15 protein-coding genes are annotated in these 16278 nt (G+C 69.1%); 12 read left to right on the top strand and 3 right to left on the bottom strand.

Annotated elements, in window-relative coordinates; genetic code table 11:
• Nucleotides 1–11: 11 nt before the first annotated feature.
• Entirely contained in the window at nt 12–977 is a 966-nt protein-coding gene (gene speB / locus H6900_15415) for an agmatinase (GenBank protein MCC0074671.1), read from the bottom strand.
• Nucleotides 978–1143: 166 nt separating this feature from the next.
• On the opposite strand from speB, the gene glmU reads away from it, so the two are divergent.
• From glmU to H6900_15380, 7 genes are all read left to right on the top strand, one after another.
• Nucleotides 1144–2493: a bifunctional UDP-N-acetylglucosamine diphosphorylase/glucosamine-1-phosphate N-acetyltransferase GlmU gene (gene glmU, locus H6900_15410; GenBank protein MCC0074670.1), complete on the top strand. Its 1350-nt coding sequence runs from the start codon at nt 1144–1146 to the stop codon at nt 2491–2493.
• Nucleotides 2494–2496: 3 nt separating this feature from the next.
• On the top strand, nt 2497–4314 hold the full coding sequence (glmS, locus tag H6900_15405; protein ID MCC0074669.1) for a glutamine--fructose-6-phosphate transaminase (isomerizing): 1818 nt from the start codon (nt 2497–2499) through the stop codon (nt 4312–4314).
• Between the two features lie 105 nt (nt 4315–4419).
• Complete coding sequence (locus H6900_15400; protein ID MCC0074668.1) at nt 4420–5103, top strand: DNA alkylation repair protein; 684 nt, start codon at nt 4420–4422, stop codon at nt 5101–5103.
• 52 nt (nt 5104–5155) lie between these two features.
• Nucleotides 5156–6991, top strand: coding sequence for a sensor histidine kinase (locus tag H6900_15395; GenBank protein ID MCC0074667.1), 1836 nt, complete (start codon nt 5156–5158; stop codon nt 6989–6991).
• Nucleotides 6988–8334, top strand: a complete 1347-nt coding sequence (locus H6900_15390) for a sigma-54-dependent Fis family transcriptional regulator (GenBank protein ID MCC0074666.1) — start codon at nt 6988–6990, stop codon at nt 8332–8334. The genes H6900_15395 and H6900_15390 overlap by 4 nt, the downstream gene beginning before the upstream one ends.
• Before the next feature lie 210 nt (nt 8335–8544).
• A complete protein-coding gene (locus tag H6900_15385) occupies nt 8545–9519 on the top strand; it encodes a TAXI family TRAP transporter solute-binding subunit (GenBank protein MCC0074665.1) in 975 nt (324 codons plus the stop codon).
• Between the two features lie 66 nt (nt 9520–9585).
• Nucleotides 9586–11751 carry a TRAP transporter fused permease subunit gene (locus H6900_15380; protein MCC0074664.1) on the top strand — a complete coding sequence of 722 codons (2166 nt, stop codon included), beginning with the start codon at nt 9586–9588 and terminating at the stop codon, nt 11749–11751.
• A 41-nt stretch (nt 11752–11792) separates the two neighbouring features.
• On the opposite strand, the gene H6900_15375 is transcribed toward H6900_15380, so the two are convergent.
• Nucleotides 11793–12299 carry a protein phosphatase gene (locus tag H6900_15375; protein MCC0074663.1) on the bottom strand — a complete coding sequence of 169 codons (507 nt, stop codon included), beginning with the start codon at nt 12297–12299 and terminating at the stop codon, nt 11793–11795.
• Nucleotides 12300–12394: 95 nt separating this feature from the next.
• Between H6900_15375 and H6900_15370 the strand changes: the two genes are divergently transcribed.
• The 5 genes from H6900_15370 to groL all read left to right on the top strand — a co-directional run bounded on the left by H6900_15370 (nt 12395) and on the right by groL (nt 15612).
• Entirely contained in the window at nt 12395–12757 is a 363-nt protein-coding gene (locus H6900_15370; protein ID MCC0074662.1) for a sporulation protein YtfJ, read from the top strand.
• Complete coding sequence (locus H6900_15365; GenBank protein ID MCC0074661.1) at nt 12754–13275, top strand: hypothetical protein; 522 nt, start codon at nt 12754–12756, stop codon at nt 13273–13275. Before H6900_15370 ends, H6900_15365 begins: the two co-directional genes overlap by 4 nt.
• Before the next feature lie 8 nt (nt 13276–13283).
• Nucleotides 13284–13520: a hypothetical protein gene (locus H6900_15360; GenBank protein ID MCC0074660.1), complete on the top strand. Its 237-nt coding sequence runs from the start codon at nt 13284–13286 to the stop codon at nt 13518–13520.
• A gap of 119 nt (nt 13521–13639) precedes the next feature.
• Complete coding sequence (locus tag H6900_15355; protein MCC0074659.1) at nt 13640–13927, top strand: co-chaperone GroES; 288 nt, start codon at nt 13640–13642, stop codon at nt 13925–13927.
• A 47-nt stretch (nt 13928–13974) separates the two neighbouring features.
• Nucleotides 13975–15612 carry a chaperonin GroEL gene (groL, locus tag H6900_15350; protein MCC0074658.1) on the top strand — a complete coding sequence of 546 codons (1638 nt, stop codon included), beginning with the start codon at nt 13975–13977 and terminating at the stop codon, nt 15610–15612.
• A gap of 201 nt (nt 15613–15813) precedes the next feature.
• Here the strand turns inward: groL and H6900_15345 are convergent, their stop codons facing one another.
• Entirely contained in the window at nt 15814–16275 is a 462-nt protein-coding gene (locus H6900_15345) for an SRPBCC domain-containing protein (GenBank protein MCC0074657.1), read from the bottom strand.
• Nucleotides 16276–16278 lie beyond the last annotated feature (3 nt).

Genomic DNA, 16278 nt, shown 5'->3' with positions numbered 1-16278 from the left:
GCGGCGCGCCGTCACCCGGCGCGACGGGTCCAGGCGTAGAGACACAGCAGCTCCATCGCCACATGCGCCCCGGCGATGGCGGTCGCGCCGGTGGTGTCATAGGGCGGCGAGACCTCGACCACGTCGCCCCCGGTCAGCCGGATCCCGGCCAGCCCCCTGAGGATCGCCGCCGCCTGCCAGCTGGCCAAACCGCCCCAGACCGGCGTGCCGGTTCCGGGGGCGAACGCCGGGTCCAGCGCATCGATGTCAAAGGTCAGGTAGCACGGGCCGTCGCCGACGATCTCGCGCACGCGCGCCGCCACCGCCTCGGGCCCCAGGCGGTGGACCGCGGGCGCGTCGATGACGTTGACGCCCAGGTAATCCGCGCATTCCGTGCGGATGCCGATCTGCACCGAATGCGCGACGTCCACCAGACCTTTCTTCACGGCCTTGTAGTAAAAGGTGCCGTGGTCGATGCGGTCGAAATCGTCGTCCTGCCACAGGTCGGAATGGGCGTCGAAGGTGATGACCCTGAGCGGGCCGAACCGCTCGGCGTGGGCTTCGAGGATGGGCAGCGTGATCGAATGATCGCCCCCCAGCACCAGGCTGCCCGCGCCCGCATCCAGGATGCCGCCGACATGGGCCTTCAGCCGGGCCGGGAATTCGGCGGTCTTGGCATAGTCAAAGGCGAGGTCGCCGTAATCGACCACGCTGATCGCGCCAAGCGGATCGAAGCCCCAGCCATAGGGCGGGTCATAGGGTTGCAGGGTCGAGGCCTCGCGGATCGCCCGCGGGCCAAAGCGCGTGCCGGTCCGATGGGTCACCGCCTGGTCAAAGGGCACGCCCGTCACGGCCAGATCGGCGCCGGTCAGGTCCTTGGTGTATTGTCGGCGCAGAAAGCTGACCGCGCCGCCGAACGCGTTCTCAAAGGACAAGCCGCGCCGGTCCTGGCGGGTAAAGGCGCCGTCCACCTCGGTCTTTGCGTCTTCCAGGGCCATGCTGTGCCTCCCAACCCGGTTTCGGGGCACTATGCTCAGATGCGCCACGCCGGACAAGCGCGCTTTTCCGCCCGTGTTTCAGAGTGTCACGCACTGTGATCCGGCCCTTCCTTGCAATGAGTCGCGCTTGGAGTAAAACGGGCCGGAATTGTCACAGGAAGCCTTGATGCCCGTTTCGCTTGTCCTTCTCGCCGCCGGCCTTGGCAGCCGCATGAACTCCGAGCGGCCCAAGGTCCTGCACCCGTTGGGCGGTGCGCCGCTGCTGGCCCACGCGCTGCGCGCCGGCACGATGCTGGCACCCGACCGCGTGGTGGTGGTCACCGGCCACGGTGCCGAGGCGGTGGCGCAGGTTGCCCGCGCGCACGAGCCCGACGTGCAGATCGCGCATCAGGCGGAACAGAAGGGCACGGCCCATGCCGTCGCGCAGGCCCGCGCGGCGCTCGACGGGTTTCGCGGCGACGTGGTGGTGCTATACGGCGACACCCCCTTTGTCCGCCCCGAGACGCTGGAGGCGATGCTCGAGGCCCGCGCGCGCCACGCGGTCGTCGTGCTGGGGTTCGAGGCAGCCGACCCCGGGCGCTACGGGCGGCTGGTGATGCAGGGCGACAGCCTGGAACGGATCGTCGAATTCAAGGATGCGACCGCGTCGGAACGCGCCATCACGCTGTGTAATTCGGGCGTCATCTGCGCCGACAGACTTACACTTTTCGAACTTATCGACGCGGTCGGCAGCGAGAATGCGGCAGGGGAATTCTACTTGACCGACATTGTCGCCATTGCCAGACAAAAGGGCCACAGCGTCGGCGTGGTGCGCTGCGACGAGGCCGAGACGCTGGGCATCAACACCCGCGCCGAACTGGCCACCGCCGAGGAGGCGTTTCAGCGCCGGATGCGGGCCGAGGCGCTGGACAACGGCGTCACGCTGATCGCGCCCGAGACGATCCATTTCGCCCTGGACACAGTCATCGGCCGCGACGCGGTGGTCGGCCCCAACGTGGTTTTCGGTCCCGGCGTCACCGTGGAATCCGAGGCCACGATCCGCGCCTTCTGCCACCTCGAGGGCTGCCATGTCAGCCGCGGGGCGCAGGTCGGCCCCTTTGCCCGCCTGCGCCCGGGCGCCGAACTGGCCGAGGACGTGCATGTCGGCAATTTCGTCGAGATCAAGAACGCGATCCTGGACGAGGGTGCCAAGGTCAACCATCTGTCCTATATCGGCGACGCCGACGTGGGCGAGAAGACCAACATCGGGGCGGGCACCATCACCTGCAATTATGACGGCGTGTTCAAGCATCGCACGGTGATCGGCAAGCGCGCCTTCATCGGGTCGGACACGATGCTGGTGGCGCCGGTGACGGTGGGGGATGACGCGATGACGGGCTCGGGCTCGGTCATCACGCAGGATGTGCCGGCCGGCGCGCTGGCGCTGGAACGTTCGAAACAGGAAACCAAACCGGGGCTGGCGATCCGCCTTATGGATCGGCTCAAGGCGCTCAAAGCCAGGAAGAACGGGGTCTGAGGCATGTGCGGTATCGTCGGAGTTCTGGGGCGCCACGAGGTCGCGCCGCTGATCCTGGAATCGCTGAAACGACTGGAATATCGCGGCTATGACAGCGCCGGGATCGCCACGGTGAACGCCGGTGTGCTGGACCGGCGCCGCGCGGTCGGCAAGCTGGTGAACCTTTCGGATCTGCTGGTGCACCAGCCGTTGCCGGGCAAGGCCGGGATCGGCCACACGCGCTGGGCGACGCATGGCGAACCGACGATCAAGAACGCCCACCCGCACCGCTCGGGCCCGGTCGCGGTGGTGCACAACGGCATCATCGAGAATTTCCGCGCCCTGCGCGAGTCGCTGGCGGCGGCGGGCATCGCCCACGAAACCGACACCGACACCGAAACCATCGCCCTGCTGACCCGCCACCATCTGGAGCGCGGCCTGTCCCCCTCCGAGGCCGTGGCGGCCACGCTCGCGCGGCTCGAGGGGGCGTTTGCGCTGGCCTTCCTGTTCGACGGCGAAGAGGATCTGATGATCGGCGCGCGCAAGGGTTCGCCCCTGGCCGTCGGCTGGGGCGAGGGCGAGATGTTCCTCGGCTCGGACGCGATCGCGCTGGCGCCGATGACCGACCGCATCACCTATCTCGAGGAAGGCGACTGGGTCGTCATCACCCGCGACGGCGCGACCTTTCACGATCTCAACGGCCTGCGCGTGAACCGCCCCGTGGCGCGTATCCGCCTGGACCAGACCCGCGTGGACAAGGCCGGGCACCGGCATTTCATGGCCAAGGAAATCGCCGAGCAGCCCTCGGTCCTGGGCGCGGTGACGGCGTTCCACCTGACGCCCGAAGGCACCGGACTGGCCCTGCCGCCCGAGGTCGATTTCGCCGCCGCCGACCGCGTCACGCTGGTCGCCTGCGGCACCGGGCACTACGCGACCCAGGTTGCCAAATACTGGTTCGAACAACTGGCCGGCATCCCGGTCGAAATCGACATCGCGTCCGAATTCCGCTACCGCCAACCCGTGCTCAGCGACCGTGGCGTGGCGATTTTTGTCAGCCAGTCGGGCGAAACGGCCGACACGCTGGCCGCGCTGCGCCACGTCGCGGGCCGGGTCGCGCGCACCATCGGGGTGGTGAACGTGCCGACCTCGTCCATCGCGCGCGAAACGGATGTCGCGCTGCCGATCCTGGCGGGGCCCGAGATCAGCGTCGCCTCGACCAAGGGGTTCACCGCGCAGTTGCTGGTGCTGCTGCTGTTGGCGCTGAAAGCGGGGCAGGACCGCGGCCGGCTGACCCCTGAGCAGGTCGCCGGGCACCTGGCCACGCTCAGGACCCTGCCGGGGCTGGTCGCGCGCGCCCTCGACCGCGAATCCGAGATCGAAACCCTGTCCCTGAAGCTGGCCGAGACCCGCGACGCGCTGTTCCTGGGGCGCGGCACGATGTTCCCGCTGGCGCTGGAGGCGGCGCTGAAACTCAAGGAAATCAGCTATATCCACGCCGAGGGCTATGCCTCGGGCGAATTGAAGCACGGCCCGATCGCGCTGATCGACAAGGTGATGCCGGTGATCGTGCTGGCGCCGCGCGACGCGCTTTACGACAAGACCGTCTCGAACATGCAAGAGGTCATGGCGCGTCAGGGCCGCGTCATCCTGGTGTCGGATCGTGCCGGTCTCGACGAGGCCGGCCCGGTCTGGGCGCAGTTGCAGATGCCCAGCGTGCCCGACTTGCTGGCACCGATCGTCTATGCCGTGCCCGCGCAGCTTCTGGCCTATCACACGGCCTTGGCGCGCGGCACCGATGTGGACCAGCCGCGCAACCTGGCGAAATCGGTGACGGTCGAATGATCTGGCCGGGTCGTTCGCGGGCATCGCGGGGCACCACCGGACGCGCTTTGCCGATCCGTCGCGGGTCCATGTCGCCACACGCGGGGCCGATGGCCGATGACTGACGTGACCCTGGAACAGGCCATGGCCGCCCTGACCGCGCTGGCCGATCCCGCCCGTGCGCTGGACATGCGCGCCTATCACAAGATCGACCGCCCCTATCTGGGGGTGGCCGTGCCGCACATCGAGGGCCTGGTCCGCGACTGGCGCGCTGGCGCTTCGATTGAGGGGCGGGTGGCGCTGGCGCGCGGGCTTTGGAACAGCGGCGTGCACGAGGCGATGGTCGCCGCCGCCAAATTGCTGACGCAGGCCCGCATCCGCCCCGACGATACCGCCGTGTGGGACCTGATCGCGGGCTGGGTGCCGGGGTTCCAGGGCTGGGCCGTTGCCGATCATGCCGCCAAGGCGGGCGAACGTCGGCTGGTCGCCGATCCCGCGCGGCTGGACACGGTCGAGGGGTGGACCCGCGATCCCAACATGTGGACCCGCCGCGCCGCGCTGGTGATGACGCTGCCGTGGGCGCATCTCAATCACCCCAAGCCCGGCGACCTTGACGTGCGCGAGCGCGTGCTCGGCTGGGCCGCGGGTTTTGTCGCCGATCGCGACTGGTTCATCCAGAAAGCCGTCGCCTGGTGGCTGCGCGACCTGTCGAAACACGACGCCACCCGCGCCCGCGCCTGGTTGGCGGCGCATGGCCCGGGGCTGAGGGCCTTTGCCCGCAAGGAGGCCGCGCGCCACCTTGCCGACTGAGCGCGCGTCTGCCCCCTTGGGCGCCGGCGCGGCTGCGTGCTAGGACGGGTGCATGACCCGTCCCGCATCCCGCCTCTGGCCGAGTGTGCTGCTGCTTCTGGCGCTTCTGCTGGCGCTGGGGCTGGGCAGTCTGGGCTATCAGCGGCTGCACCGCGCGGCGCTGGCCGATCTGACCTTGCGGGGGGAAAGCACGCTCAGCCTGGCGGTCGCGGCGCTGAACGGGCAGTTGCGGCGCTATGACCGGCTGGCGGGGCTGCTGGCGCGACAGGCCACGATCCGCGCGGTTCTGGCCACAGCCGGCGACCCGGCCGCGATCGAGGCCGCGAATGTCTATCTGCGCGCCACCGCCCGGTTGCTCGACGCCAGCGACATCTATGCGATGGGGCTGGACGGGACCACGGTGGCGGCATCGAATTTTGACCAGCCGCGCAGCTTCATCGGCGGCAATTTCGCCTTTCGACCCTATTTCATCGACGCCCTGACCCGGGGCGAGGGGCGGTTCTACGCGCTCGGCACCACCTCGCGCGTGCGGGGCTACTATTTCGGCGCGCCGATCGACGGCCCTGCGGGGCCGGTCGGCGTGCTGGCGATCAAGATCGATCTCGACGCGATCGAGGCCAGTTGGCGGGGCTCGGACTACGAGGTGATCGTCACCGACCCCGAGGGGATCGTGTTCATGTCCACGCATCCCGACTGGACCTTCGGCGCGACGCTGCCACTGACCGAAGGGCGCCTCGAACGCACCCGCCGCACCCGCCGCTACGCCGAGACCACGCTGCGCGAACTGCCGATCCGTGCCGCGACCGGGGCGGACGGCGGCTTGACCTGGCGCTTTGGCGGGGCGTCGGACGCCGAATACCGGGTGCTGTCCGAACGGATGCCCGATGCCGACTGGACGGTGCAGGTGCTGATCGACACCGCCGGAGCGCGCCAGCAGGCGCTGACGCGGCTGGCGGTCGGCGCCTTGCTGGCCGGTCTGGCGATCCTGGTGGCGGTGATCGTCTGGCAGCGGCGCGCCCGCCTGGCCGAACGGCTGGCGCTTCAGGCCGAGGCCCGCGCCCAGTTGGAACGCCGGGTCCAGGAACGCACCGCCGAACTGGCGGCCGTCAACCGCCGCCTGGCGGCCGAGGTCACCGAACGCACCGCCGCCGAGGGCCGCCTGCGCGCCACCCAGGCCGATCTGGTGCAAGCCGGCAAGCTGGCCGCGCTGGGGCAGATGTCGGCGGCCTTGAGCCACGAATTCAACCAGCCCCTGGGGGCCGCGCGCAACTATGCCGAAAACGCGGTGACCCTGATCGAGCGGGGCCGCATCGACGAGGCCCGGCGCAACATCGACCGCATTCTGGGCCTGATCGGGCGCATGGGGGACCTGTCGCGGCATCTGCGCAACTTTGCGCGCAAGCCCAACGCGCAGCTTTCGGACGTGCCGTTGTCCGAACCCGTCGCCGCCGCCAGGGAACTGCTGGGATGGCGGCTCAGGGCGCAATCCGTGACGTTGCGCGTGGACCTGCCACCGCTCACGGTGCGGGCCGGGCCGGTGCGGCTGCAACAGGTGCTGGTCAACATCCTGTCCAACGCCATCGACGCGATGGAGGGATGCGAAACCCGCGCCATCGCCCTGACCGCGCGCGCCGAGGGGGCCACGGCGGTGCTGACCATCGCCGACACCGGCCCGGGCATCCCCGCGCAACTGCTGACCCGGATCTTCGATCCGTTCTTTTCCACCAAGGGCGTCGGCAAGGGGCTGGGCCTGGGGCTGTCGATTTCCTACAACATCGTGCACGACTTTGGCGGCACGCTGGCGGTTGCCAACGCGCCCGGGGGCGGCGCGGTGTTCACGCTGACGCTTCCGTTGGCCGGCAACGCGGCAGGACACGGGGACCCATGACGCGCGGACGCATTCTTCTGGTCGATGACGACGCCGATCTGCGCGCCTCGACCGCGCAGGCGCTGGATCTGGCGGGCTTCGACGTGACCGACACCGACCAACCCGAGGACGTGCCTGCGCTGACCGGCTTCGGCTTTCCCGGCATCGTCGTGACCGACATCCGGATGCCGCGACTCGACGGGCTCAGCCTGATGACGCAGATCCACGCGCTGGACCCCGCGGTGCCGGTGATCCTGATTACCGGCCATGGCGATGTGCAGCTTGCGGTTCGGGCGATGCGCGAAGGGGCGCATGATTTCATCGAGAAACCCTTTTCCGCCAGTCAGTTGGCCGAAACCTGCGCGCGTGCGCTCGATTACCGGCGGCTGGTGCTGGAAAACCGCGTGTTGCGCGCCGCCGCCGGGCAGGCCGACGATCTCGAACAGCGCCTGGTCGGGCGCTCGACCGCGATGATCGACCTGCGCCGCCGCTTGCGCACCATCGGCCCGGCGGAAACCGACGTGCTGATTACCGGCGACACCGGCACCGGCAAGGAGGTCGTCGCGCGCGCCCTGCACGACCTGTCGGCGCGCGCCGCCAAGCCCTTTATCGCCATCGACTGTGCCGCGCTGCCCGAGCAGCAGATCGAAAGCGAATTGTTCGGCCACGAGCAGGGCGCCTTTGCGGGCGCGATGCGGGCGCGCTATGGCCGGTTCGAGCACGCCCGCGGTGGCACGGTGCTGCTGGACGACATCGGGTCGATGCCGATGGCGATGCAGGGAAAGTTGCTGCGCGTGATCCAGGAACGCACCGTCACGCCCCTGGGCGCGAACGAGGCGCGCCCCGTGGATATCCGCGTCATCGCCACCTCGCGCGCCGCGCTCGAACCCGAGGTCGAGGCCGGCCGTTTTCGCGCCGACCTGTTCTACCGCCTGGCCGTGGTGCATCTGGGCGTGCCGCCGCTCGCCGCCCGTCGCGAGGATATCCCGCTGCTGTTCGCGCGTCTTCTTGCCGAGGCCGCGGGCCGCCACCGCATCGACCCCGTGACCCCCCCGCCGGCGCTGGTCGAGGCGCTGGTCACCCGCGATTGGCCCGGCAATGTGCGCGAATTGCGCAACGCCGCCGAGAGGGTTGCCCTGGGTCTGGACCTGGCCGACGCCGCCGCGCCCCCGGTGGCCGAGCCGCCCTCGGGCCGGCTGGCTGACCGCGTCGCCGAATTCGAGCGCGCCGAGATCCAACGCGCCCTGCTGGCGCATGGCGGGGTGCTGAAGCCGGTCTACGAATCCCTCGGCCTGTCGCGCAAGACGCTCTATGAAAAGATGCAGAAACTGGGCATCGACAAGGCCCGCTACACCGACGGCTAGGGCGCGAACGGGGGGAATTCCACCCACGCGCCGCACCGATGGGTGGATTTTCACCCATCCGCCGCAGGGGGCAGCCGCTTTTTCCCGGGCGTGACGCGCGCGCCGGTTGATCCCCGGGGCGTCGCGGTGCGTGATGCCCTCGCGACCCGCGCCGAGAGGAAGCGGCCGGGGCTGCCAATTGTCACGCAAACACGTCCAAGGGAGGACCTCATGCGTCTCTTTTCCGCCTCTGCGCTGGCTACGGCCGCGCTTCTCGTCGCCATGCCCGCCGCCGCGCAGGACCGTTCGGGCTGGCCCGATTCCCTCACCGTCGGCACCGCCAGCCAGGGCGGCACCTATTTCGTCTATGGCAACGGCCTGGCCAGTTTCATCGGCGAGGAACTGGGCATCAACGCCTCGGGCGAGGTGACCGGCGGTCCGGTGCAGAACGTGACCCTGGTGCAACTGGGCGACCATGACATCGGACTGGTGACCATGGGCCCGGCGTATGAGGCCTGGACCGGCCACAGCGAACTGGCGCCGGGGCTGGAGCACCGCGACATCCGTGCGCTGTTCCCGATGTATCAGACGCCCTTCCAGGTCATCACCCTGGCGTCGTCGGGCATCACCTCGGTCAGCGAACTGGCCGGGCACCGGGTTTCGGTGGGCCCCGCGGGCGGCACGCCCGGCACCTACTGGCCGCGCTTCCTGGAAACGCTGGGCGTGGATGCGACCGTGTCGAATGCCGGCGCCGCCGATGCCGCCAGCCAGTTGAAGGACGGGCTGATCGACGCCTTCGCCTTTGCCGCCGGGGTGCCGATCTCGGCCTTCTCGCAACTGGCGGCCGAGGCCGATGTGCGCATGTTCGGCTTCACCCCGGACGAGCTGCAAACCATCCTGGCCGCGCACCCCGAGGTGTCGCCCCTGACCATCCCGGCCGGCACCTATGCGGGCGTTGACTATGACCAGCAGTCGGTCGCGATGTGGAACTTTGCCATCGCCAACGCCTCGATGCCGGACAGCCTGGCCTATGAGATCACGCGCCTGGTCATGGAAAACCACGACCGCATGATGGAAATCCACCGCGCGGCGTCGGAAACCACCATGGACAACGTGCTGAACGACACCTTCCTGCCGTTCCACCCGGGCGCCGTGCGCTACTATGAAGAGCACGGCATCACCATCCCTGAGAACCTGCGCGGCTGATCGCCCGCGCAGACCTTGCAGGCCGGGGGCTATGAACCCCGGCCTTTTTCACAGGGAGGAGAGGCCATGATGGCAGACAATCCGGCAACGACCGGCGGCGCCACCAGCATCGCCGAGGGCGTGGACGACGAGGTGATCGCCTCGAACCAGCGGGTGTTCAGCGGGTCGCTGGGCCATGCGATGGCGGCGCTTTGCGTGCTCTACACCGGCTTTCATATCTTCGTCATGAACGTCTATCCGCTGGAAACCTGGGTCTACCGGCTTCTCCATGTCGGCGGCGGTCTGGCGCTGGGCTTCATGTTGTTCGCCGCGCGTGGCCTGCCCGAGGGGCGCAAGCAGCCGCTCAGCCTGGCCGAGCGCGTCCTGACCGCGCTGGCTGGCGCGGCGCTGGCGCTGGCGGGCGGGCAATTGCTGGCGATGTGGGCGACGGGCGACCTGATCCAGACGGGCGCCGACGCGGGCAAGCATGTCGCGACCTTCGGCTGGCCGCTGATGGCGGGCACGGCGCTGGCGCTGGCGGCGGCCTGGATCGCGCCGGCGCGCGACCGCGGGACGTTTTCGCTGGCCGACGGGCTCTTGTCGCTGGGGGCGGTGATCGTCGCCGGCTACATCATCCTGCACGCCGATTTCCTGCGCGTGCGCGCCCAGGTGTTCCCGCATCCCAACGACATGTGGGCCTCGATCGCGGGGATCGTGCTGATCCTGGAACTGACGCGCCGGCTGGCCGGGCTGGCGCTGGTGCTGATCGTGGCGGTGTTCGTGGCCTATGGCTTTCTGGGTCCCTGGCTGCCGGGGGTGCTGCATCACAACGGCTATGCGCCGGCGCGGTTCTTTGCGTTTCTCTATACCGACAACGGAATCCTGGGGCCGACCACCTCGATTTCCTCGACCTACATCATCCTGTTCATCGCCTTTGCGGCCTTTCTGCAAGCCAGCCGGGTGGGCGAGTATTTCGTGAACTTCGCCTTTGCCGCCGCCGGGAGCGCGCGGGGCGGGCCGGCCAAGGTGGCGGTCTTCGCCTCGGGACTGATGGGGATGATCAACGGCACGTCGGCGGGGAACGTGGTGGCGACGGGATCGCTGACCATCCCGTTGATGAAACGGGTGGGCTACAGGCCGCAGACCGCCGCCAGCGTCGAGGCCGCGGCCTCGACCGGGGGGCAGATCATGCCGCCGATCATGGGGGCGGGTGCCTTCATCATGGCCGAGATCACCGCCATTCCCTATCGCGACATCGCCATCGCGGCGATCATCCCGGCGGTGCTGTATTTCGTCTCGGTCTATTTCATGGTGGACAAGGAGGCGCTGAAGAACGGCATGAAGGGCCTGCCGCGCGAGGACCTGCCCTCGTTCCGGCTGATGCTGCGCCGGGTGTTCCTGTTCATCCCCATCGTGATCCTGATCGGCGCGCTGTTCCTTGGCTATTCGGTGATCCGGGCGGGCACGCTGGCAATGGCGGCCTCGGCGGCGGTGAGCTGGCTCACGCCCAACAAGATGGGCCTGCGCTCGATCCTGTGGGCGCTGGAGATCGCCGCCCGCATGGCGTTCCAGATGGTCGCGGTCTGCGCCGCGGCCGGGGTGATCGTCGGCGTCATCGCGCTGACCGGGGTGGGCACGCGGTTCTCGTCGCTGTTGCTGACCCTGGCCGGGCAAAGCCAGCTGGTCGGCATGGCCTTTGCCATGCTGGTGGCGATCATCCTGGGCATGGGGATGCCGACCACGGCGGCCTATGCGGTGGCGGCGGCGGTCATCGCGCCGGGCCTGATCCGCATGGGGATCGATCCGCTGACCGCGCATTTCTTCATCTTCTACTATGCCGTGATCTCGGCCATCACGCCGCCTGTGGCGCTGGCCGCCTATGCCGGCGCGGCGATCGCGCAGTCCGACCCGATGCGCACCTCGGTCGAGAGCTTCAAGTTCGGCCTGGCGGCCTTTGTCGTGCCCTTCATGTTCTTCTATTCGAAGGAGATGCTGATGCAGGGCGACTGGTTGAGCATCCTGCACGTTCTGGTCACGGCCCTGTTCGGGGTGTTCCTGATGGCCTCGGCGGTGCAGGGCTGGCTGTTCGGGCGGATGGGCCCGGTGCTGCGCGTGCTGACGCTGATCGGCGCGCTGGGCATGATCAAGGGCGGCTGGATGAGCGATCTGGGCGGTTTGGCGATCGCGCTGTTCGTGATCGCCATCCAGCGCGGCCTGATCTCGGCGCGGTCCGTGGTGAAGGGGATGGATTGAGGGGGGCGGGGGGGCCCCCCGCACCCCCCGCTCAGGGGGGATCACGATCCCCCCTGAGAACCCCCCGTGCGTATTTCGGACAAGAAGATGGGCGCGCTGGCCCAGGCGGCCTGGGCCGGGGTTTCGATCGCGCAGGGTCGGGCCTGGCGCAGGCGCGCGAGGGCGGGTTCCGGGGCCTCGCCGCTGTCCACCATGAGCCGCAGCGCGATCATGCCCGAGCGCCCGCACCCGCCCCGGCAGTGCACCGCGACCGCGCCCCCTGACCAAAGGATCGCGCGCGCCCGGGTGCTGAGCGCCGGCCAGTCGGCGTCGTCGGGCGGGGTCTGGTAATCCGGCACCGGGAAATGGGTCCAGCCGATCCCGTGGTCCGCCAGCCAGGCGGGAAGATCGGCCGCGCCGAGGCTGCGCATCTCGTCGGTTTCGGTCAGCGAGATCACCAGCGAAGGGGCGAATCGGCGCAGCCGGGTGCGCGCCGGGGCGTCGGCGGGCAGGGGGCAGAGCGCCAGCGTTCCGGCGCCCAGGGGCAGGGTGGCGAGGGGGAATTCCATGCAACCACGGTTAGGCCGCCGCGCGGTTTGCCGCAAGGGACATGGCGCATCCGGCCGCTTTGCGCCATGATGGGGCGCAACCTCAGGAGATCCCCATGGACGATGTCGTGAAACTGCTGAAAGGGGCGGTGGCCGAGCTGGACGCGCTGCTGAACGCCAAGAACGTGCTGGGCGAGCCGATCGACCGCGATGGCGCCACGGTGATTCCGATCGTCAGCTACGGGTTCGGCTTTGGCGCGGGCGGTGGCAACGGCTCGATCGCGGGCCAGCCCGGCGGTGGCGCCGGCGCGGCGGCCGGGGGGGGCATCCGGCCGGTCGGGGCGATCATCATCGACGACAGCGGCGCGCGGGTCGAGACCGTCCGGGGCGAGGTGGCAACCCTGGCCGAGGCCGTGGGGGGCACGGTGGCCAAGGTCCTCAAGGCGCGGCAGGGCAAGGGCGCGGGCGAGGAGGCGTGAGCGCGGTTCTGGCGGCGCTGGGGCTGGTGGTGGCGGCCGTGATGCTGTTGCCGATGCGGCTTCGGTTGCGGCTGGACAGCGATCCCGTGCCGCGGCTGCGGGTTGGGGCGGGGGTCTGTGCCTTGCCGCCCCGGTTGCCGCTGGTCGATACCGCGCGACCCCACCGCCAGGGGGCCAGGCCGGGCGCAGGGGCGGGCGCGAAGGCGAGCTGGCGCGCGCGGTCGCGGGTGCTGGCCGCCTTGCCGCGCGCCGGGGTTGACCTGCTGCACCGCGTCCGGATCGAGCGGTGTCACCTGACCTTGCGCTTTGGACTGGGCGATCCGGCCGCCACGGGCGAGATGTTCGGCCGGCTGGCGCCCCTGGTCGCCGCCCGTTGGGCGATGCCGCGCGGGGCCTTGCTGCGGACCGAACCCGACTTTGGGCGCGCGGTGCTCGAAGGGCAGGGCGACCTGGTGCTGCGGGCGATCCCGGTTCTGCTGGTCCCGGCGCTGGTCCGGCTGGGATGGGCGCTGCGATGAGGGTGGTGATGGACCGGCCCGTGACGCGGCGCGGGTATCGGCTGGCGGCCTTGTCGCGGGTTGAGCTGGTGGCCCATGTTGGCGACACGGCTGTCGCCGGGTGGGGCCGAAAGGAGCCGGTGGCGATTCTGATCGCGGGGCCGGGCGGGTTCCGGGCGGTCGATCCCGCGGGCCGGCCGCTGACCCGCGCCGAGGTCGAGCGCCTGTGCCCCGGCGCCTGGGAGGCGCTGCGCGCCCCAGCGTGAAATTTTCCCCGAAGTCCCTGTTGACAGCCCGTGACGGCCTGCCTATCTCGGGTGCCGTTAGCACTCGACTTTCATGAGTGCTAAAAGCATTCGAACTGAACCCTAGGGAGTGTTCACAGATGGCTTTCAAACCCCTCCACGACCGCGTGCTGGTCCGCCGCGTGCAGAGCGACGACAAGACCAAGGGCGGTCTGATCATCCCCGATTCGGCAAAGGAAAAGCCCGCCGAGGGTGAAATCGTCGCTTGCGGCGAAGGCGCGCGCAAGGATTCGGGCGAGCTGATCGCGATGGCCGTGAAAGCGGGCGACCGCGTGCTGTTCGGCAAATGGTCGGGCACCGAAGTGACGGTCGATGGCGAAGAGCTGCTGATCATGAAGGAAAGCGACATCCTGGGCATCCTGTCCTGATCTCGCATCCCCTTCCCAATCAACGATAATTTCAAGGAGCATCCAGCATGGCTGCGAAAGAAGTCAAGTTCGGCACCGACGCCCGCGACCGTATCCTGAGAGGCGTCAACATCCTGGCCGACGCCGTGAAGACCACCCTGGGCCCGAAAGGCCGCAACGTGGTCATCGACAAGTCGTTCGGCGCCCCGCGCATCACCAAGGACGGCGTGACCGTCGCCAAGGAAATCGAGCTGAGCGACAAGTTCGAGAACATGGGCGCGCAGATGGTGAAGGAAGTCGCCTCGCGCACCAATGACGAGGCCGGCGACGGCACCACCACGGCCACCGTTCTGGCGCAGGCGATCGTCCGCGAGGGCATGAAGGCCGTTGCCGCGGGCATGAACCCGATGGACCTGAAGCGGGGCATCGATCTGGCCACCGCCAAGGTCGTGGACACCATCAAGGCCGCCGCCCGCCCGGTCGCGGACTCGGATGAAGTCGCGCAGGTCGGCACCATCTCGGCCAACGGCGAGGCGCAGATCGGCCGCTTCATCGCCGACGCGATGCAGAAGGTCGGCAACGAGGGTGTCATCACCGTCGAGGAGAACAAGGGCCTGGAGACCGAAGTCGAGGTCGTCGAAGGCATGCAGTTCGACCGCGGCTACCTGTCGCCCTATTTCGTCACCAACCCCGACAAGATGATCGCGGATCTGGAAGACTGCCTCATCTTGCTGCACGAGAAGAAGCTCTCGTCGCTGCAGCCGATGGTTCCGCTGCTGGAATCGGTCATCCAGTCGCAAAAGCCGCTGCTCATCATCGCCGAGGACGTCGAAGGCGAGGCGCTGGCCACGCTGGTGGTCAACAAGCTGCGTGGCGGCCTGAAGATCGCCGCCGTCAAGGCGCCGGGCTTTGGCGATCGCCGCAAGGCCATGCTGCAGGACATCGCGATCCTGACCGGTGGTCAGGTGATCTCGGAAGATCTGGGCATGAAGCTGGAGAATGTCGGGATCGACATGCTCGGCACCGCCAAGAAGGTCTCGATCAACAAGGACAACACCACCATCGTCGATGGCGCCGGTGAAAAAGCCGAGATCGAAGCCCGCGTCGCGCAGATCCGCCAGCAGATCGACGAAACGACCTCGGACTACGACCGCGAGAAGCTGCAGGAACGTCTGGCCAAGCTGGCCGGTGGCGTGGCCGTGATCCGCGTGGGTGGCATGACCGAGATCGAGGTGAAGGAGCGCAAGGACCGCGTTGACGACGCCCTGAACGCGACCCGCGCGGCCGTGCAGGAAGGCGTGATCGTCGGCGGCGGCGTGGCGCTGGTTCAGGCCGGCAAGGGGCTGGAAGGCCTGACCGGTGCGAACAGCGACCAGAACGCCGGGATCGCCATCGTGCGCCGGGCGCTGGAAGCGCCGCTGCGTCAGATCGCCGACAACGCCGGCGTGGACGGTGCGGTCGTGGCCGGCAAGGTCCGCGAATCGGCCGACGTCAACTTTGGCTTCAACGCGCAGACCGAGGAATATGGCGACATGTTCAAGTTCGGCGTGATCGACCCGGCCAAGGTGACCCGCACGGCCCTGGAGGACGCGGCCTCGATCGCCGGCCTGCTGATCACCACCGAAGCGATGATCGCCGAAAAGCCCGAGCCCAAGGGCGCGGCCCCGGCGATGCCCGACATGGGCGGCATGGGCGGCATGATGTAAGCCACCCGCAATGCGATGCGATGGGGCGGTCCTTCGGGGCCGCCCTTTTTCGTCCTGGGCGGCGGGCGAGGGGGCGCGGCTCGGGGGCATCGAGCCCCCTCGCCGCGGCGGGCGGCCGCCCGCGCCCGCCCGGGAGGGTTTTCCACCCTCCCGGACCCTCCCGGAGGATATTTCGGGCACAAAGAAGGGCGGGGGCGGGCGTCAGTCGAGCAGGCTGTCGAGAGTTGCGTAGCCCGTTTCCATGCCCTGCGCCGTGTCGCCGGCCATCAGCGCCTCGCGGGCGGCGGTGTCGGGCAGGGTCAGCGTGAGGGTCAGGTGGCACCCGCCCGGGGTCGGGGTCAGCAGGGTTTCGACCACGGTTTCCGGCCCCGGATCGGGCAGGTGCAGGCGTTCGACATGCAGCATCCGGTGCGGCGGGTCGAGATCCAGCAGCGCGCCCGTCAGGGCAAAGCGGCTGCCCAGCCCGTTCGACCATTCCAGCAAGATCAGGTCGCCGGGGCAGGTGCCCGGGTCGCAGGTGGTCAGCGCCCACCCCTCGGGCGCGGGCATCCAGCGGGCCAGCAGGGCCGGGTCGCGGTGCGCCTGCCAGACCCGTTCGGCCGAGGCCGCGAAATCGCGGGTCGCCACCACCGCGCAATCGCCGTCGCGGGAGAGCACCAGCATGGC

Source organism: Rhodobacter sp. (assembly GCA_020637515.1).
GTDB lineage: Bacteria > Pseudomonadota > Alphaproteobacteria > Rhodobacterales > Rhodobacteraceae > Pararhodobacter.
Note: the sequence above shows the minus strand (reverse complement) of the source record. Positions and strands in the feature narration are given on the sequence as shown.